Source organism: Variovorax sp. 05L425 (assembly GCF_056397705.1).
The window spans coordinates 27,679-44,955 of record NZ_JBFTNY010000029.1 but is presented as its reverse complement, the minus strand read 5'-3'; the positions used below and the strand labels follow the sequence as shown (position 1 = coordinate 44,955).

General features: G+C 65.8%; 16 protein-coding genes and 1 riboswitch. Of the genes, 12 read left to right on the top strand and 4 right to left on the bottom strand.

Translation table 11 applies throughout. The features are described from left to right. Positions 1–8: 8 nt before the first annotated feature. Both AC1DN9_RS25700 and AC1DN9_RS25695 read right to left on the bottom strand, forming a co-directional pair. Entirely contained in the window at positions 9–1,349 is a 1,341-nt protein-coding gene (locus AC1DN9_RS25700) for a leucine-rich repeat-containing protein kinase family protein (RefSeq protein ID WP_478104708.1), read from the bottom strand. Beyond that, positions 1,346–2,407 (bottom strand): MBL fold metallo-hydrolase, encoded by a 1,062-nt coding sequence (locus tag AC1DN9_RS25695; RefSeq protein ID WP_478104706.1) that lies wholly within the window; start codon positions 2,405–2,407, stop codon positions 1,346–1,348. Before AC1DN9_RS25695 ends, AC1DN9_RS25700 begins: the two co-directional genes overlap by 4 nt. Before the next feature lie 95 nt (positions 2,408–2,502). On the opposite strand from AC1DN9_RS25695, the gene AC1DN9_RS25690 reads away from it, so the two are divergent. The 11 genes from AC1DN9_RS25690 to AC1DN9_RS25640 all read left to right on the top strand — a co-directional run bounded on the left by AC1DN9_RS25690 (position 2,503) and on the right by AC1DN9_RS25640 (position 14,540). Then, a complete protein-coding gene (locus AC1DN9_RS25690; RefSeq protein WP_478104705.1) occupies positions 2,503–2,898 on the top strand; it encodes a MerR family transcriptional regulator in 396 nt (131 codons plus the stop codon). Positions 2,899–2,945: 47 nt separating this feature from the next. After that, entirely contained in the window at positions 2,946–3,647 is a 702-nt protein-coding gene (gene can, locus AC1DN9_RS25685) for a carbonate dehydratase (protein WP_478104703.1), read from the top strand. A gap of 12 nt (positions 3,648–3,659) precedes the next feature. Further along, positions 3,660–5,471, top strand: coding sequence for a bifunctional isocitrate dehydrogenase kinase/phosphatase (gene aceK / locus AC1DN9_RS25680; RefSeq protein WP_478104702.1), 1,812 nt, complete (start codon positions 3,660–3,662; stop codon positions 5,469–5,471). Between the two features lie 32 nt (positions 5,472–5,503). Next, positions 5,504–6,688 carry an acetyl-CoA C-acyltransferase gene (locus tag AC1DN9_RS25675; protein WP_478104701.1) on the top strand — a complete coding sequence of 395 codons (1,185 nt, stop codon included), beginning with the start codon at positions 5,504–5,506 and terminating at the stop codon, positions 6,686–6,688. A gap of 4 nt (positions 6,689–6,692) precedes the next feature. Further along, positions 6,693–7,823 (top strand): acyl-CoA dehydrogenase family protein, encoded by a 1,131-nt coding sequence (locus AC1DN9_RS25670; RefSeq protein ID WP_478104699.1) that lies wholly within the window; start codon positions 6,693–6,695, stop codon positions 7,821–7,823. Positions 7,824–7,877: 54 nt separating this feature from the next. After that, the gene (locus AC1DN9_RS25665; protein WP_478104698.1) at positions 7,878–8,309 is read left to right on the top strand and encodes a YchJ family protein; all 432 of its coding nucleotides are present in this window, start codon (positions 7,878–7,880) and stop codon (positions 8,307–8,309) included. Positions 8,310–8,507: 198 nt separating this feature from the next. Next, positions 8,508–9,326 carry a DUF3047 domain-containing protein gene (locus AC1DN9_RS25660; protein ID WP_478104697.1) on the top strand — a complete coding sequence of 273 codons (819 nt, stop codon included), beginning with the start codon at positions 8,508–8,510 and terminating at the stop codon, positions 9,324–9,326. Positions 9,327–9,365: 39 nt separating this feature from the next. Next, the gene (locus tag AC1DN9_RS25655; RefSeq protein WP_478104696.1) at positions 9,366–10,331 is read left to right on the top strand and encodes a VTT domain-containing protein; all 966 of its coding nucleotides are present in this window, start codon (positions 9,366–9,368) and stop codon (positions 10,329–10,331) included. A 27-nt stretch (positions 10,332–10,358) separates the two neighbouring features. Next, positions 10,359–10,464: riboswitch (TPP riboswitch) on the top strand. Between the two features lie 81 nt (positions 10,465–10,545). Continuing rightward, positions 10,546–12,432 (top strand): phosphomethylpyrimidine synthase ThiC, encoded by a 1,887-nt coding sequence (thiC, locus tag AC1DN9_RS25650; protein WP_478104694.1) that lies wholly within the window; start codon positions 10,546–10,548, stop codon positions 12,430–12,432. Between the two features lie 33 nt (positions 12,433–12,465). Then, the gene (locus AC1DN9_RS25645) at positions 12,466–13,158 is read left to right on the top strand and encodes an HAD family hydrolase (RefSeq protein WP_478104692.1); all 693 of its coding nucleotides are present in this window, start codon (positions 12,466–12,468) and stop codon (positions 13,156–13,158) included. An 8-nt stretch (positions 13,159–13,166) separates the two neighbouring features. Then, entirely contained in the window at positions 13,167–14,540 is a 1,374-nt protein-coding gene (locus AC1DN9_RS25640) for a patatin-like phospholipase family protein (protein ID WP_478104690.1), read from the top strand. Positions 14,541–14,594: 54 nt separating this feature from the next. On the opposite strand, the gene AC1DN9_RS25635 is transcribed toward AC1DN9_RS25640, so the two are convergent. Continuing rightward, positions 14,595–14,795 carry a hypothetical protein gene (locus AC1DN9_RS25635; RefSeq protein WP_478104689.1) on the bottom strand — a complete coding sequence of 67 codons (201 nt, stop codon included), beginning with the start codon at positions 14,793–14,795 and terminating at the stop codon, positions 14,595–14,597. A gap of 128 nt (positions 14,796–14,923) precedes the next feature. Beyond that, positions 14,924–15,976, bottom strand: a complete 1,053-nt coding sequence (locus AC1DN9_RS25630) for an AraC family transcriptional regulator (RefSeq protein WP_478104688.1) — start codon at positions 15,974–15,976, stop codon at positions 14,924–14,926. 128 nt (positions 15,977–16,104) lie between these two features. Between AC1DN9_RS25630 and AC1DN9_RS25625 the strand changes: the two genes are divergently transcribed. Next, positions 16,105–17,277, top strand: a complete 1,173-nt coding sequence (locus AC1DN9_RS25625; RefSeq protein ID WP_478104687.1) for an isovaleryl-CoA dehydrogenase — start codon at positions 16,105–16,107, stop codon at positions 17,275–17,277.

Here is a 17,277-nt window from a genome sequence, read left to right as displayed (position 1 = left end):
GCGCGCGCTCAGTGGCCGGTCGGCCCGGCGACGGCCAGGGCGGCAGCCATTTTGGAAAAGGCCGGGCGCGCCATGACCTCGGTGTCCATGCAGCGCGATTGAAGGTCGGCAAGGAGTGCGACGGTGGCGTCCTCGTCCGGCGTTGTGGGTACGCAATGCGCCAGCAACTCTTCGAGCAGACAGCCGAAGGCGCGCGCCTCGATACGTTGCAGCGCATCGGCTCGCGCGTTGTCGTCACCCGGCAGGAAGGATGCCGCGCCGAAATCACCCAGCATGGCATCGCCCTCGCCGTTCCACAGGATGTTGTGGGCGTACAGGTCGCCATGGAGGATGCCGCGCGCATGCAGTTGGGCCACGACGGACGCGATGCCGCTGGCCATGCGCAGGGCAGTGGGAACAGACCAACGCGCGCCGTCTGCGTAGACGTCGCGCGTGCACGACGCAAAGCTGGGCGGACCGGCCAGATTGCTGAAACCGGCATCCACCAGCTTCAACACGAGGCCGGGTGTCGCCTCGGGGTGGTCTTGAACGCGGCCGAGCACCGCGATCAGGTTGGGATGCGTGCCGGCCGCGATGCAGGCGGCCATCTCGCTGTGGGGCCAGCCGTCGCTGGTCACCGCGCCCTTGAAGAGCTTCACTGCAACCGGTCGCGCGCTGCCATCCGGCTGACGCCATTCCGCCTGATGGATCACGCCGGAAGCGCCTTCGCCCAGCTTGTGCTGCATCGAGAGCTGGCGCCACTCGATCGATGCGGTCGGGTGCGCTTCGAGCACCGTCGCTTCCGGCCCTTCGTCGAAGGGATTGCCCGCGAAAGCGAGCCATGAGAGGCGCGGCAGCGAGAGCAGCCACGCGGGCAGGGCGTCGAGCTCGTTGGCGGAGATCCGTACCAACTCCAGCGCGCGACAGGCCGCCATCTCGGGCGGCAGGGCGCGCAGGCGATTGCCGGCGAGCAACAGCTTCTGCAACTGCGTGCAGCGGCCGAGTTCGGGAGGCAATGCTTCGATCTGGTTGTTCGTCAGGATCAGCCAGCGCAATTCAGCCGGCAGCGAGGCCGCCGGCACGTCGCGGATGTCGTTCGAGCGAAACGCGACCATGCTGAGTCGAGGGCACCGGCCGAGGGCTTCCGGAAGCGCGGTGAATCGGTTGTCGGAGCAGAACAGCACCCGCAGGCCGTGCAGCCGATGCAGGTCGTCGGGCAGGGCGGTGAGTGCATTGCCCGAAAGGTCCAGCACTTCCAGCGTGTCCGCCAGATCGAAGATTTCGCGCGGAAATTCCGAGAGACCGCAGCTGAGTTTCAGCCGCCGCGACCCGGCCAACTGGCCCGTGCGCAGTTGGCCCAGGGTGTTCATGCGAACGCGCCGAACCGGTAGATCCCGTCCTCGCCGCGCCGGCGCTGCACCTGGCCCGAGAACCACAGCAGATGCAGGTGGGCGACCGTCTCGCCCATTGCGAAGGTCATCTGGTGCAGGTCGAGCGCGCGCTTGAAGAGGATCGGCAGGCCGTCGGCGCCGCTGTGGGGTTTGGCAATGCAGGCTTCGAGCAGTTCGGCGAGTCGGTCGCGATGGTGCTCCTTGAGCTGCTCGACGCGACGGTGGATGCCGGTGAACGGCTTGCCGTGCGATGGCAGGCCCAGCGTGTCCGCCGGCAAGGTCTTGAAGCGCTCGATGCTGTCGAGGAAGAGCCGCAGCGGATTGGCCTCGGGCTCGCCGGCATGCACGCTCACGTTCGTCGAAATGCGCGGCAGCATCATGTCGCCACCGAGCAAGGCGTTGAGTTCCTCGCAGTACAGCGCAATGTGCTCAGGCGCGTGGCCATAGCCGCTGATGCAACGCCAGCCGCGGCCGCCGATCCGGATGACGTCGCCGTCCATCATGCGGACGAAGTTCTCGGGCACCGCGGGCACCATGTTGGCGTAGTAGTTGCTGCGTGCGCGAATCTTGGCGATCGCTTCCGGGTCGGTGAGACCATGCGTTGCGAAGAAGTCCGCGGCCGCGTCGCCGCCGGCCAGCGTGTCGCCGGCGGAGGTGAGCACGCGCGCGACGTGGTAGTCGGTCGAGCTGATCCACAGCGGCGCATTCCAGCGCTTGCACAGCCAGTCGGCCAGGCCGATGTGGTCGGGGTGCATGTGGGTCACGATCACGCGCAGGATCGGCAGGCCCTGCAGCTGTGTTTCGAAGATCTGTTCCCACTGCTTTCGCGACGCCTCGTGGGAAATGCAGCAGTCGACCACCGTCCAGCCCTCGACGCCGTCGATCGTGTCGCGCAGCAGCCAGAGGTTGATGTGATCGAGTGCGAAGGGCAGCGCCATGCGGATCCAGCGCACGCCGGGAGCGACTTCAAGCGCCTCCCCGGGGGCCGGCAATGTGTCGCCGTGGGGGTAATGGAGTTCGCGTTCGAGGAGGTTCATGTACGATTGACGTTAACGTAAACGTCATGGCAAGGAGCCACCATTGTAGGCAGTGCCGCTTCAACCTGCTGTCACAACCGTTTTCCGCCATTCTCATGCAGTCGCAAACCTTCACCATCAGCGAGCTCGCCAAGGAGTTCGACCTCACCACGCGGGCGATCCGCTTCTATGAGGACATGGGCTTGCTCGCGCCTCGGCGAGCGGGCCTGCAGCGTATCTATACCCCGCGCGACCGCACCCGCCTGACGCTCACCTTGCGTGCCAAGCGTCTCGGATTGAAGCTGACGGAGGTGAAGGAAATCCTCGACATGTACGACAGTCCGCGCGACACGGCGTTGCAGTTGCAGCGCTTCCTGGGCGTGCTCGGCACCCATCGCGAGCAGTTGGAAGCGCAGTTGGCCGAAGTGCAGGCCAATATCGACGAGATCCGCGAGCAGGAAAAGCAGGCGCGTGCCGCGCTCGCGCGCGCCGCCAAGCCGAAGGCGCGTTGAACACCCCGTCCCACCATTCAAAACATTCAATTCATTCGAAATCGATCATGGAAAACGCACCCGACAACCTCGACGACCTGTTCGCCCACAACCGTTCATGGTCCGCGCGCATGGAGCGCGACCGGCCCGGCTTCTTCACCAGCCTGGTGAAGCAGCAGACCCCGCGCTACATGTGGATCGGCTGCTCCGACAGCCGCGTGCCGGCCAACCAGATCACCGGCCTGGAGCCGGGCGAGGTGTTCGTGCATCGCAATGTCGCGAACATCGTGGTGCACTCCGACCTCAACGCGCTGTCGGCGATCCAGTTCGCCGTCGAGCGCCTGAAGGTGAAGCACATCATGGTGGTCGGCCACTACGGCTGCTCGGGCGTGCAGGCGGCGCTCGAAGGCGCGCGCATCGGCATTGCCGACAACTGGCTGCGTCACATCCAGGACGTGCGCGACCGGCATCGCGTGATGCTGGAGACGCTGCCCGAAGCGTCCCGCGCCAATGCGCTGTGCGAACTGAACGTCGCCGAGCAGGTGGTCAACGTGTCTGTCAGCACGGTGATGGTCGACGCATGGAGCCGCGGCCAGGCCGTCACCATCCACGGCTGGGCGTTCGGCGTGCACGACGGTCTCATCCAGGACCTCGAGATCACGGTCGACGGCAGCAAGCCGATCGAGAACCAGTACCGCGCCGCGGTGCAGCGCATCCGCTACAAGTGGAGCAAGCCGGCCGAAGCATCCCCTTCCGAATACATCAAGTAGTCGCCGGAAGACATGTTCCCGCAGCGCCTCGATTCGCCGCTTGCCTACGACATCGCCAAGGCGATGCGCGACGGCTTCGACCGGCACTACAGGCTCTTTCGGGCCGAATCGGCGCGTGCCAAGCATCGTTTCGAGACCGCGGACTGGCATGGGCAACAGCGCGCGCAGCGGGAGCGCATCGAGTTCTACGACCTGCGCGTGAACGAAGCGGTGGCGCGGCTCGAGAAGGAATTCAAGGCGGGCGAGCAGCCGATGGACGTCTGGCACCAGGTCAAGCTGCACTTCATCGGCCTTCTGGTCGAACACCACCAGCCGGAGTTGGCCGAGACCTTCTTCAACTCGGTGACCACCAAGATCCTGCATCGGGCGTACTTCCAGAACGACTTCATCTTCGTGCGGCCAGCCATCAGCACGGAGTACCTCGAGCCGCGCGGGGCGCCGACCTACCGTGCGTACTACCCGGCGCAGGAAACGCTGGCCGATACGATCGAGTGCATCCTGGAGGACTACGCGCTGCAAGGCGGCTACGCCAACATGCGCCGCGATGCGGAGCGCGTGGCGGCCACGATCCTCGGGCGCTATCACCAGGTCAAGCTGCGTGCCAATTTCCAGGTGCAGGTGCTGTCGGGGCTGTTCTATCGGAACAAGGGTGCGTACGTGGTCGGCAAGATCATCAACGGGTTCACCGAGTTGGCCTTTTCGCTGCCGATCCTGCACGACGCAAAAGGCAAGTTCTACGTCGATGCAACGCTCTTCGGCGAAGAAGACCTGCAGATGCTCTTCAGCTTCGCGCGCGCGTATTTCATGGTCGACATGGAAGTGCCTTCCGCGTACGTGCAATTCCTGCGATCACTGATGCCCAGGAAGCCGCGCGCCGAGATCTACAACGCGCTGGGACTCGCCAAGCAGGGCAAGACGCTTTTCTACCGCGACTTTCTCTATCACCTGAACTATTCGACCGACAAGTTTCGCAGCGCGCCGGGCATCAAGGGCATGGTGATGCTGGTGTTCGACCTGCCGTCCTTTCCGTACGTGTTCAAGCTCATCAAGGACTTCTTTCCGCCCCAGAAGGACACCACGCGCGAGCAGATCAAGAGCAAGTACATGCTGGTGAAGCAGCACGACCGGGTGGGGCGCATGGCCGACACGCTGGAGTACAGCGACGTGGGCTTTCCGATGGACCGTTTCGAGCCCGAACTGATCGAGGAGATCAGGAAGTTCGCGCCCAGCCAGCTCGAGATCGGCGACCGCGACGGGAATGGGGAGATGGAAGTCGTGGTCAAGCACGTCTACATCGAGCGCCGCATGATTCCGCTCAACATCTACCTGCAGGAGGCATTCGACCAGCTCGATCACCCCGATCACGCCCATCGCGCGAGCAAGCAACTCGAGCATGCGGTGATCGAGTACGGCAATGCGATCAAGGACATGGTGGCCGCCAACATCTTTCCGGGCGACATGCTGTTCAAGAACTTCGGCGTCACGCGTGGCGGCAAGGTCGTGTTCTACGACTACGACGAGATCGAATACCTCACCGACTGCAACTTCCGCAAGGTGCCGACACCGCACAACGAAGAGGAAGAGATGAGCGGCGAGGTCTGGTATTCGGTCGGCCCCAAGGATGTCTTTCCGGAGACCTTCGGGCCTTTCCTGCTCGGCAACGCAAGTGTGCGTGAAGCCTTCATGGCACACCACGCCGACCTGCTCGACGCGGCCTTCTGGCAGAGCCACAAGCAGCGCATCCAGGCGGGCCACATGCTGGACGTGTTTCCCTATGACGAGGCACACCGCTTTCGTCACGACAGTCACAACCCCTATTTCTGACAACTTTTCAAGACCACTGAAGGAGCATCTCCATGAGCGAATCGATCGTGATCGTCGGCGCAGCCCGTACCCCAATGGGCGGCTTCCAGGGCGACTTTTCTTCTCTCGCGGCGCATGACCTCGGCGGCGTCGCCATCAAGGCCGCTGTCGAGCGCGCAGGCATCTCGGCCGACAGCGTCGGCGAGGTGCTGTTCGGCAATTGCCTCATGGCGGGCCAGGGCCAGGCGCCGGCACGCCAGGCGGCCTACAAGGGCGGTTTGCCCGACAGCGCTGGCGCGGTGACGCTCAGCAAGATGTGCGGATCCGCGATGAAGGCGGCGATGCTCGCGCACGACATGCTGCTCGCGGGCACGCACGAAGTCATGGTCGCCGGCGGCATGGAGAGCATGACCAACGCGCCCTACCTCATGCTCAAGGGCCGTGGCGGCTATCGCATGGGCCATGACCGCATCTTCGACCACATGATGCTCGACGGCCTCGAAGACGCCTACCAGCCGGGCCGTTCGATGGGCACCTTCGGCGAGGACTGCGCGGCCAAGTACAAGTTCACGCGCGAGCAGCAGGATGCTTTCGCCATTGCCAGCGTCGAGCGCGCCAAGGCTGCGACGTCGTCGGGCGCGTTCAAGGCCGAGATCGCGGCAGTGACGGTGAAGGGCCGTGGCGGCGAGACGGTGATCGACATCGACGAAGGCCCTGGCAAGGTCAAGCTCGACAAGATCCCGACGCTCAAGCCCGCCTTCAAGAAGGATGGCGGCACCATCACCGCCGCATCGAGCTCGTCGATCAACGACGGCGCCGCCGCGCTGGTGATGATGACCGAGAGCACCGCGAAGAAGTACGGCGCGAAGCCCATCGCGCGACTCGTCGGCCATGCCACGCATGCGCAGCAGCCGGAGTGGTTCTCGACCGCACCGGTCGGCGCAGTCGCCAAGCTCTTCAAGAAGACCGGCTGGGGCGTGAAGGACGTCGATCTCTGGGAAGTCAACGAGGCCTTCGCCGTGGTGCCCATGGCGCTGATGCATGAGCTCTCGGTGCCGCACGAGATCGTCAACGTGCACGGCGGCGCCTGCGCGCTCGGTCATCCGATCGGTGCGAGCGGCGCGCGCGTCATGGTCACGCTGATCCATGCGCTGCAGCAGCGTGGCAAGAAGCGCGGCGTCGCGACGCTGTGCATCGGCGGTGGCGAAGGCACCGCGGTGGCGATCGAACTCCTCTGAAGACATGCTGCTAACCACTGACCAGGAAGCGATTCGCGACGCCGTGCGCGAATTCGCACAAGCCGAACTCTGGCCCAATGCGCCGCGCTGGGACCGCGAGCACAGCTTTCCGAAGGAGGCGCACACCGGCCTGGCGGCACTCGGCGCCTACGGCATCTGCGTGCCGGAAGAAGACGGCGGCGCGGGGCTCGACTACCTGACGCTTGCGCTGGTGCTGGAAGAAATCGCTGCCGGCGACGGCGGCACCAGCACCGCGATCAGCGTCACCAACTGCCCGGTCAATGCCATCCTCATGCGCTACGGCAACGCGCAGCAGAAGAAGAAGTGGCTGCAGCCGCTGGCGCGAGGTCAGATGCTCGGTGCGTTCTGTCTGACCGAGCCGCAGGCCGGCAGCGATGCATCGTCGCTGCGCACCACGGGGCGCAAGGACCGCGAAGGCTGGGTGATCGACGGCGTCAAGCAGTTCATCACCAGCGGCAAGAACGGGCAGGTCGCGATCGTGATCGCGGTCACCGACAAGGCCGCGGGAAAGCGCGGCATGAGCGCCTTCATCGTGCCGACCGACGCGCCGGGCTACAACGTCGCGCGCCTTGAAGACAAGCTCGGCCAGCACTCGAGCGACACCGCGCAGATCAACTTCGACGGCTGCCGCATTCCGGCCGAGAACCTGATCGGACAGGAAGGCGAAGGCTACAAGATCGCCCTCGGTGCATTGGAAGGCGGCCGCATCGGCATCGCCGCCCAGAGCGTGGGCATGGCGCGCAGCGCTTTCGACGTGGCCGTTGCCTACGCCAAGGAGCGCCAGGCTTTCGGCGGCGCGATCTTCGACCAGCAAGCGGTGGGCTTCCGGCTGGCCGATTGCGCCACGCAGATCGAAGCGGCGCGCCAGCTGATCTGGCATGCCGCGAGCCTGCGCGATGCCGGCCGGCCATGTCTCAAGGAGGCAGCGATGGCCAAGCTCTTCGCGAGCGAGATGGCCGAGCGCGTGTGCAGCGCGGCGATCCAGACGCTGGGCGGCTACGGCTACGTCAACGACTTTCCGCTCGAGCGCATCTACCGCGACGTGCGTGTGTGCCAGATCTATGAAGGCACTTCGGACATCCAGAAGCTGCTGATTCAGCGCGCGTTGGCCTAAGGGTTTATGCGGGGGTCTGCACAATACGCGCTGAACCCCTCGCCAACATCCCCCATGCCCGCACCCGACCCTGCCCGTATTCCCTGTCCCTGCGGGCGCCGCGACCGGAGGGAGCTGCCGCTCGTCTACGGCCAGTGCTGCGGTCGCTACGTCGACGATTTCGACAATACGCCGGCCCCCGACGCCGAATCGCTCATGCGCTCGCGCTACACGGCCTTCGTCCGCGAGCGCGCCGACTACCTGCTTGCGACCTGGCACCCCTCGACGCGTCCGGCAACGGTCAGTTTCGAGGTGGGCGTCAAATGGCTTGGCCTCGATGTGCGCTCGCGCTCGGTGCTCGACGCCGACCATGCGGAGGTCGAATTCGTCGCCCGCCAGCGCAGCAGCGCCGGCGTGGCGACCCGGCTGCACGAGCGCAGCCGCTTCGTCCGCGAAATCGACGGGGCCCACGATCGCTGGTTCTACGTCGACGGCGACCTGGGCTGACCGATCGGGTCGATGAAGCCGGCGCTGGCGTAGCGCCTGCGGATGGTGCTATCGATGACGTAGCGCCGGGCGATTGTGTGCTGGCGGGAGACAGAGCGATTCCCGATGGGGTATTTATCTTGCGGCGCGCCTGGATCACACTCCGTGTCGGCGGGCGCATGGCGCCCATTTCCCAACCACCAGCCATAGAGGCCAGCCATGGACAACACGAGATTCCGGTTTGGACGCGGACGGCATTCGATCACCGCGGCGGCGCTGCCTGCTGCGGCCGCGCTGCTCTGCATGGCGGCCTCGGCCGCGCGCGCCGAGGGCGTGTTGACGCCGTTCTCGACCGCGCCGGGTCCGCAGGCGCCCGCGCCGTGGCGCTTCACGACCTTGCCCAACAAGGCGCCGACGAAGTTCGAGATCACGCAGCTCGATGGCCAGAAGGTGCTCAAGGTCGATGCCGACAAGTCCTACGGCAACCTGGTCCATCCCACGCGGGTTCAGCTCAATGACGAGGCCACGCTCGCCTGGCGCTGGAAGGTCGAGGAATTCGTGGAAGGTGCCGATCTGCGCACCAAGGGCGGCGACGACGGCGCGGCCAAGATCTGTGTCTTCTTCGACTTCCCGTCTGACCGGCTGTCGGTGGGCGAGCGCACCAAGCTGGCGCTGGCGAAAGGCTCGACCGGCGAAGCGGTGCCCACCGAAACCCTGTGCTACGTCTGGGACGTCAAGGAAAGCAAGGGCAGCGAATTCGACAACGCCTTCACCAAGCGCATTCGCATGGACGTGATCGAATCGGGCGCGACCGACAAGGCAGGCGGCTGGCTGACCGAGCGCCGCAACCTGCAGGCCGACTACAAGCGAGCCTTCGGCGGCGAGGCGGGCGATTTGCTGCCGGACGTGGTGGGCGTCGCGATTCAAGCCGACGCGGACAACACCAAGGCTCACGGGATTTCCTATTTTTCCGACGTCGACCTGCGCGGCGCACCCGCTGCGGCGCCTGCCCCGGCCGCAGCGAAACCTGCGCAATAGCGGCCCGCCATCGATTGAGATCAACGCCATATTCCCGCCATGAACGAATTCGTCGCGCTCCTCGCCAGTCAGGGCCCCGCCCTGGTGTTCGTCGCCACCCTGGCGACGCGCCTGGGTGCGCCGGTGCCGGCGGTGCCTTTCCTGATCGTCGCCGGCGGCCTCACGGTCGGCGGGCAGGTCTCTTTCCTGGCGGTGACGGTGGCTGCAGTGCTCGGCAACATCCTGGGCGATGGCGTCTGGTTCATCGCCGGGCGGCGCTGGGGCTATCGCGTCATGCGGCTGTTGTGCCGCATTTCGCTGTCGCCTGACTCGTGCGTCAGGCAAAGCGAATCCATCATCGGTCGCTGGGGCGGCTGGTCGTTGATCGCGGCGAAGTTCGTGCCGGGGGTGTCAGTGGTTGCGCCGCCGATGGCGGGTGCGCTGGGGATGTCGAACACCCGGTTCCTGTCCTACGAGACCGTGGCCGCGTTGATCTGGACGCTGGGCTTCCTGCTGATCGGCCGCGTGTTCCACGCCGCCATCCAGGATGTGTTGTCGGTGCTTTCCAGCATCGGCGTGGCGGCGACGGTGATCTGCGCGCTGCTGCTTGCCGCATTCGTGCTGTGGCGCTATCAGAAACGTCGCATGGCCTTGCGCTCCGATGACATCGAGCGCATCGAAGTCGCGGCGCTGCGCGCGGCGCTGACGGCGGGCGCGGGGCTCACGCTGATCGACGTGCGTTCCGACGAGGCACGCGCGCTCGACGATCGCGCCATTCCCGGCGCCCTCGGCATTGCGCTCAAGCAGCTTCCGAAGCGGCTCGATGCATTCACGGACGGACGCGAGCTTGTCGTCTTCTGCGACTGCCCCGACGACGGCTCCGCCATCGCGGCAGCGCGGGTGCTGCGGACCGCCGGAATGACCCGTGTGCGCGTGCTCACTGGCGGCCTGGATGCGTGGGCAGCGCAGTCCGGCGAAGGGGCTCTGTTGGCCGATGCGCCGATGGCCGTCGTCAATCCTGCTTGATCCCCGTCCCGGGCTGGGCCTAGAATCGTCCCCGCTCCGGGGTGCACGCAGATGCGTACTGAGATGGCCAAGCGGCCGAACCCGCGAACTTGATCTGGTTCATACCAGCGTAAGAAGAGCTGCGACTCCACGGTATCCCGTCCGTCTTCCATGGACCGATACCGCCCGGAGCGATCGCGGAGCACCCGTTGTCCCACAACCAGGAGTGCCCCGCATGAATGCCGTCGACAAGTTCGCCTCCCTCCTCACGCTCACGCGTGAGCCCTTTCCTGCTTCGACCAAGCGCGTGATCACCGGCAGCCGGTCCGATCTGCGCGTGCCTGTGCGCGAAGTGCTGCTCACCAACGGCGAGCGCGTATCGCTTTACGACACTTCCGGCCCCTACACCGATCCAGCCGCCGACATCGACGTGCGACGCGGCCTTCCCGGCGTGCGTGACGCGTGGATCGCCGAACGCAGCGACACCGAAAGTTACGAAGGCCGCCTGCACCTGGCGCTCGACGATGGCGCCACCAACGCCGACCGCGATGCCCAGCGCATCGCCGAACTGCGCGCCGGCGCCGCCGCACTGCAGCGCACGCCGCGCCGCGCCAAGGCGGGCGGCAACGTCACGCAGATGCACTACGCACGCCGCGGCATCGTCACGCCCGAGATGGAATACGTGGCCCTCCGCGAGAACGGCCGCCGCGAGTGGATGGCCGAATATCTCGCCGACGCCGCGCGCGAAAAGCGCCTGGCCGGCAACCCGATGGGTGCGAGCATCCCGAAGATCATCACGACCGAGTTCGTGCGCGACGAAGTCGCACGCGGCCGCGCCATCATCCCGGCCAACATCAACCACCCCGAAGTCGAGCCGATGGGCATCGGCCGCAACTTCAAGGTCAAGATCAACGCCAACATCGGCAATTCGGCCGTGACCTCCAGCATCGAGGAAGAGGTCGAGAAGCTCGTCTGGGCCATCCGCTGGGGCGCGGATAACGTGATGGATCTTTCCACCGGCCGCAACATCCACACCACGCGCGACTGGATCGTGCGCAACAGCCCGGTCCCGATCGGCACGGTGCCCATCTACCAGGCGCTCGAGAAGGTCGGCGGCGTCGCCGAAGACCTCACCTGGGAGATCTACCGCGACACGCTCATCGAGCAGGCCGAGCAGGGCGTCGACTACTTCACCATCCATGCGGGGCTGCGCCTGCCCTTCATCCACCTCACGGCGGACCGCCGCACCGGCATCGTCTCGCGCGGCGGATCGATCATGGCCAAGTGGTGCATCGCGCACCACAAGGAAAGCTTCCTCTACACGCACTTCGAAGACATCTGCGACATCATGAAGGCCTACGACGTGAGCTTCTCGCTCGGCGACGGCCTGCGCCCGGGATGCGCATCGGATGCGAACGACGAAGCCCAGTTCGCCGAACTGCGCACGCTCGGCGAGCTCACGCAGATCGCGTGGAAGCACGACGTGCAGACCATGATCGAAGGCCCGGGCCACGTGCCGATGCATCTCATCCAGGCCAACATGGACGAGCAGCTCAAGCACTGCCATGAAGCGCCGTTCTACACGCTCGGCCCGCTGACCATCGACATCGCGCCCGGCTACGACCACATCGCCAGTGCGATCGGTGCCGCGATGATCGGCTGGTTCGGCACCGCGATGCTGTGCTACGTCACGCCCAAGGAGCATCTCGGGCTGCCCGACCGCGACGATGTGAAGCAGGGGATCATTGCGTACAAGATCGCGGCGCACGCCGCGGACGTGGCCAAGGGCCATCCGGGCGCGCGGGCGCGCGACGACGCGCTCTCCCAGGCCCGCTTCGACTTCCGCTGGCAGGACCAATTCAACCTCGGCCTCGACCCCGACACCGCGCGCGAATTCCACGACGAGACGCTGCCGAAGGACAGCAGCAAGGTCGCCCACTTCTGCTCGATGTGCGGCCCCAAATTCTGCTCGATGAAGATCACCCAGGAAGTCCGCGAATATGCGGCGCAGAAGGGTATCGACGAGGCGCGGGCGGTGGACGACGGCATGGCCGGCAAGTCGGCCGAGTTCAAGGCCGCGGGCGGCGAGATGTACATACCGATACACAGCAAGGCGGAATGACCGTACGGGGGTTCGTTGATAGGATGGCCCCCCATGAATTCCATCCCCTTCGACGCCGTCCTCTTTGACTGTGACGGCGTCCTCGTCGACTCCGAACCCATCACCAACCGCGTCCTCGCCGAAATGCTCGGCGAACTGGGCTGGGCATTGAGCGTCGAGGAATCGATGCGGATCTTCACCGGCAAGGCGGTCAAGGACGAGGCCGCGCTGATCGAGGCGCAGACCGGCTTTGCGATCACGCCCGACTGGCTGGACGGCTTCCGCCTGCGCCGCAACGAAGCGCTGGAACGTGACCTGGTCGCGATTCCCGGCGCGGCGCAGGCGGCGCGTGCATTGCATGCCGCGATGGACGGCCGCATTGCCTGCGCATCGGGCGCCGATCGGTTCAAGGTCGAACTGCAGCTCGAGAAGATCGGCATCCTCGATTGCTTCAAGGGCCGCATCTTCAGCGGCCACGAAACGCCCCGGTCCAAGCCGGCGCCCGACGTCTACCTGGCTGCTTCCGCGGCGCTGGGCGTGGACCCCACGCGCTGTGCCGTGGTGGAGGACACCGTGACCGGGGCCACGGCGGGCGTCGCTGCGGGCGCGACCGTCTTCGGCTACAGCCCGAGCGATCTCGGCCACAGCGGGCCGGAGGCGCTGCGCGCGGTCGGCGTCGCGCATGTGTTCACCGACATGGCGCAGTTGCCGTCGCTGCTCGCCGACTGGCGCTCCGTGCCAGCCTGAGGCGCCGCATGCGGAGTCTGCGCGCAGTCTGCGGTCTCCTGATCATCGCGTGTGTCGCGGGCTGTTCGTCGCTGAGGCCATGGCTCAACGAGCCGCTTCCGGACAATCCACCGGCGAGCAGCATCGTGGCCGGGGCCACGGGTCGGGATCCGACCATCCTGGTGGCTGTCACCCTGTCCGGCGGCGGCGCCCGGGCCGCCGCTTTCGGGTATGGGGTGCTCGAAGAACTCCACAACACCAGGTTCCACTGGAACGGCCGCAACACAGACCTGCTCGACGCCACCGACGTCATCAGCGGGGTGTCGGGCGGCAGCATCCTGGCCGCTTATTACGCGGCCTTCGGCGCCGAGAAGCTGCCGAATTTCGAGCAGGATTTCCTGCGGCAGAATTTTCAGAACAGCCTGATCTTGCAAGCGTTGCGCCCGGGCAGCCTCTACGACCTCACCTCGCCGTGGTACGGCCGCACCCACCTCCTGGCGCGACGGCTCGACGAGATCTACGAGGGCAAGACCTACGCCGACGTGGAGCGCAATCCGCGACATCCGCAACTCGTGATCGCCGCCACCGACATGTCGCTGGGCACGCCCTTCGAGTTCACGGCCGACCAGTTCGAGCTGATCTGTTCCGACCTGCAGACTGTTCCGCTGTCATTCGCAGTCGCGGCCTCGTCGGCAGTGCCGATCCTGCTGAGCCCGATGACGCTGAAGAACTACGCACTGGATTGCCGCAACAGGGGCATCGTGCCGCGGCTCGCTGCACGCTCGGGCGGCAACTATCGGGCCCGAATGTTTCGCATGCAGGCGAACAGCTACCTCGATGGGGAAAGTCGTCCCTTCATCCACCTCGTGGACGGCGGCGTCGCGGACAACCTGGCCGTGCGCAGGCTGCTCGACCGTGCGCTGGTCGGAGGCGGACTGCGCCAGAGCTTCGAGGAAGTCGGCATTCCGCCCGGCAGCGTGCGCAAATTGGTGGTCATCAGCGTCAACTCGGCGCGCGATCCCGCCAACAACATCGACCGGAGCGACAGGCTGCCGGGCGTCAGGCAAGTCGCTGACACGCTCTTGTTCGGTGCCGGCGCGCGCGCGACCCTGGAGACGCAGGAATTCCTGCTCGACACCGCCCGCCAATGGCGCGAAGACCTGAAGGTCCGCAGCGCCGACCGCACCGACGCTTTCGCGCCCGATGCCGAGATTCACGTGGTGCAGGTGAATCTGCGCGATGCCGCCGACGGCGAACTGCGATTGCGGCTCCTTCAGATTCCGACGGCGTTCTCGATCAGCGATGAGGAAGTCACCCGGCTGATCGCGGCGGGCCGCAGCGCGCTGCAGCGCTCACCGGACTTCCAGGCGCTCAGGCAGTCGCTGGGCGTCAACGGCAATTGAAGGTCGGGGGCGGAGAAAGAGGGGGAGGGGCCGAAGCTCCGCGAAAAGGAGGCTTCAGCGATTGGCGTGCATCGCGGCGTTGGCCACGGCGACGAGGGATTGGGTCATGGCCTGCGCGCGGCCGGCCCACATCTGATTGACCAGTTTTTCGGCGTTCTCGGTCACGAAGGCACCGTTGCGCGTGCGGCCGGACGTCGCGATGAAGTCCATGAGGTCCGCAAAGTCGTCGCTGTCGGTGTCGGGAAAGTTCTGCATCCGGGCATCGTAGGGGCGCCATTGTCGGGTTCCCGGGGCATGCATGGTCATGCAGGCGCAGGGCGAGTATTTGTTCACAGATTGACATCCCGTTACTTTTGGCTTTTCGCATACCGGAATTACGGGCTTCAAGCGCCGGTCGCCGGCTTTCCGTTCGGCAGGTCGCGGCGCCTGAAAGCCCCTGGCGTGACACCAGCCCACGCCCGGAATGCACGAGAAAAGCTTTTCTCATTGCGGAATCCCACTGCGAGCGCGATCTGCTTGATGGGCCGCTCGGTGCGGCGCAACTGTTCCGCAGCCAATTCGTGCCGGACCTCGTCCTTCAGTGTCTGCAGCGACACGCCTTCCTCCAGCAACTGCCGGTGCAGGGTGCGGCTGGACAGGTTCAGCAGGCCGGCGATGGCGTCGGCGGTGGCGGCTTCGCCGCCCCGCTTTCGCAAGAGTTCGCGCACGCGCTGTCCGAGCAGCCGGTCGCGGCGGTATTGCAGCACCGTGAGCGGCAAGGCGCGCCGCAGCATGACCCGGAGCGCCCGCTCGTCGCGCTGCAGGGGAAGCGCCAGGTAGCGTGCATCGAAGCTGTAGCTCGTGCGGTCGGCGCCGAAGTGCAATTCGCCGCCGAACATGAGCGGATAGGCATCGCGATGGGGCGGCGCCTCGAAGGAGAACGAGGCGGAGCTCAACGAAACCCGGGAGTCGACGGCCCAGCAGGCGTAGCCATGCAGGAAGCGCAGGTTGGATACGAGGCAGAACTCCCGGAACACGCCCAGCGCCCGATGCTCGGTGATCGACACCGTCGCCGTGCCGTCGCTCACGTGCAAGTCCAGGGTGATGTCCTCCGTCAGCAGCCGGAGGTGCCGGCACCAGCGCTTGATCGCCACGCCGAGGTCGGGCGACCCGATCGATGCGCGGCACAGCATGCCGTAGGTGCCCCAGGGCAGCCGACGCGAGAACCAGCCGAGCGCTTCATCGTCGAGTTCCTGCATCGCGTGGCCGGAGAGCGCCTCGAACTGCACCGCCGTCACCCTGGCCTGCGGATTTTCCACCTCATGCGGCGCAATCTGTGCCTCCGCCAAGGCGCCCGCGGGGTCCATGCCGTAGCGCTCGTAGCCCAGCACAATGGCTCTCACGAAGGCCATCGGCGTGGCCGCACGGCCAGCGTTCCGGAAGGGGGATGAGGACATGGGAGAGGCCGAAGTCGGTGGCGTGATTTGCAACCATTGTGGCGCCAATTGCAACGACACACGGCGTAAGCTGCGGCTTTTCCGCGCACAAACATCTCGCGCGGCTGATGCTTCTGAGGAGACAACCCATGCACGATCCCGGCCTGAACTTCGACCTGGGCGAAACCATCGATTCCCTGCGCGACGCCATCCAGCACTTTTCCGCCGAGGAAATCGCGCCGCGCGCCGCCGACATCGATCGCGACAACCTCTTTCCGCACGATCTCTGGAAGAAGCTCGGCGACCTCGGCCTGCACGGCATGACGGTGAAAGAGGAATACGGCGGCACCGAACTCGGCTACCTCGCGCACATCGTGGCGATGGAAGAAGTCTCGCGGGCCTCCGCCTCGGTGGGCCTTTCGTACGGCGCGCATTCCAACCTGTGCGTCAACCAGATCCACCGCAACGGCAGCGACACGCAGAAGAAAAAATACCTGCCCAAGCTGGTGAGCGGCGAACACGTGGGCGCGCTGGCCATGAGCGAGCCCAACGCGGGCTCCGATGTCGTCAGCATGAAGCTGCGCGCCGAGAAAAAGGGCGATCGCTACGTGCTCAACGGCGGCAAGATGTGGATCACCAACGGCGGCGACGCCGACACGCTGGTGATCTACGCCAAGACCGAGCCCGAGATGGGCGCGCGCGGCATGACGGCCTTCATCGTCGAGAAGGGCTTCAAGGGCTTCTCGGCCGGCACCAAGCTCGACAAGCTCGGCATGCGCGGCTCCAACACCTTCCCGCTGTTCTTCGACAACTGCGAAGTGCCCGAGGAAAACGTGCTGGGCGGCGAAGGCCAGGGCGCCAAGGTGCTGATGAGCGGGCTCGACTACGAGCGTGCCGTGCTCTCCGGCGGCCCGCTGGGCATCATGGCGGCCTGCATGGATGCCGTGCTGCCCTTCGTCCACGAGCGCAAGCAGTTCGGCCAGAGCATCGGCGAATTCCAGCTGATGCAGGGCAAGCTCGCCGACATGTATTCGACCTGGCAGGCCACGCGCGCCTACGTCTACGCGGTCGGCAAGGCCTGCGACCGCAACGACCACGCGCGCACCTTCCGCAAGGACGCGGCCGGCGCCATCCTCTACTCGGCGGAGAAGGCCACGTGGATGGCCGGCGAGGCGATCCAGGCGCTCGGCGGTGTCGGCTACACCAAGGACTTTCCGGTCGAGCGCTTGTGGCGCGATGCCAAGCTCTACGAGATCGGCGCGGGAACGTCGGAAATCCGGCGCATGCTGATCGGCCGCGAGTTGTTTTCGGAAACAGCCTGA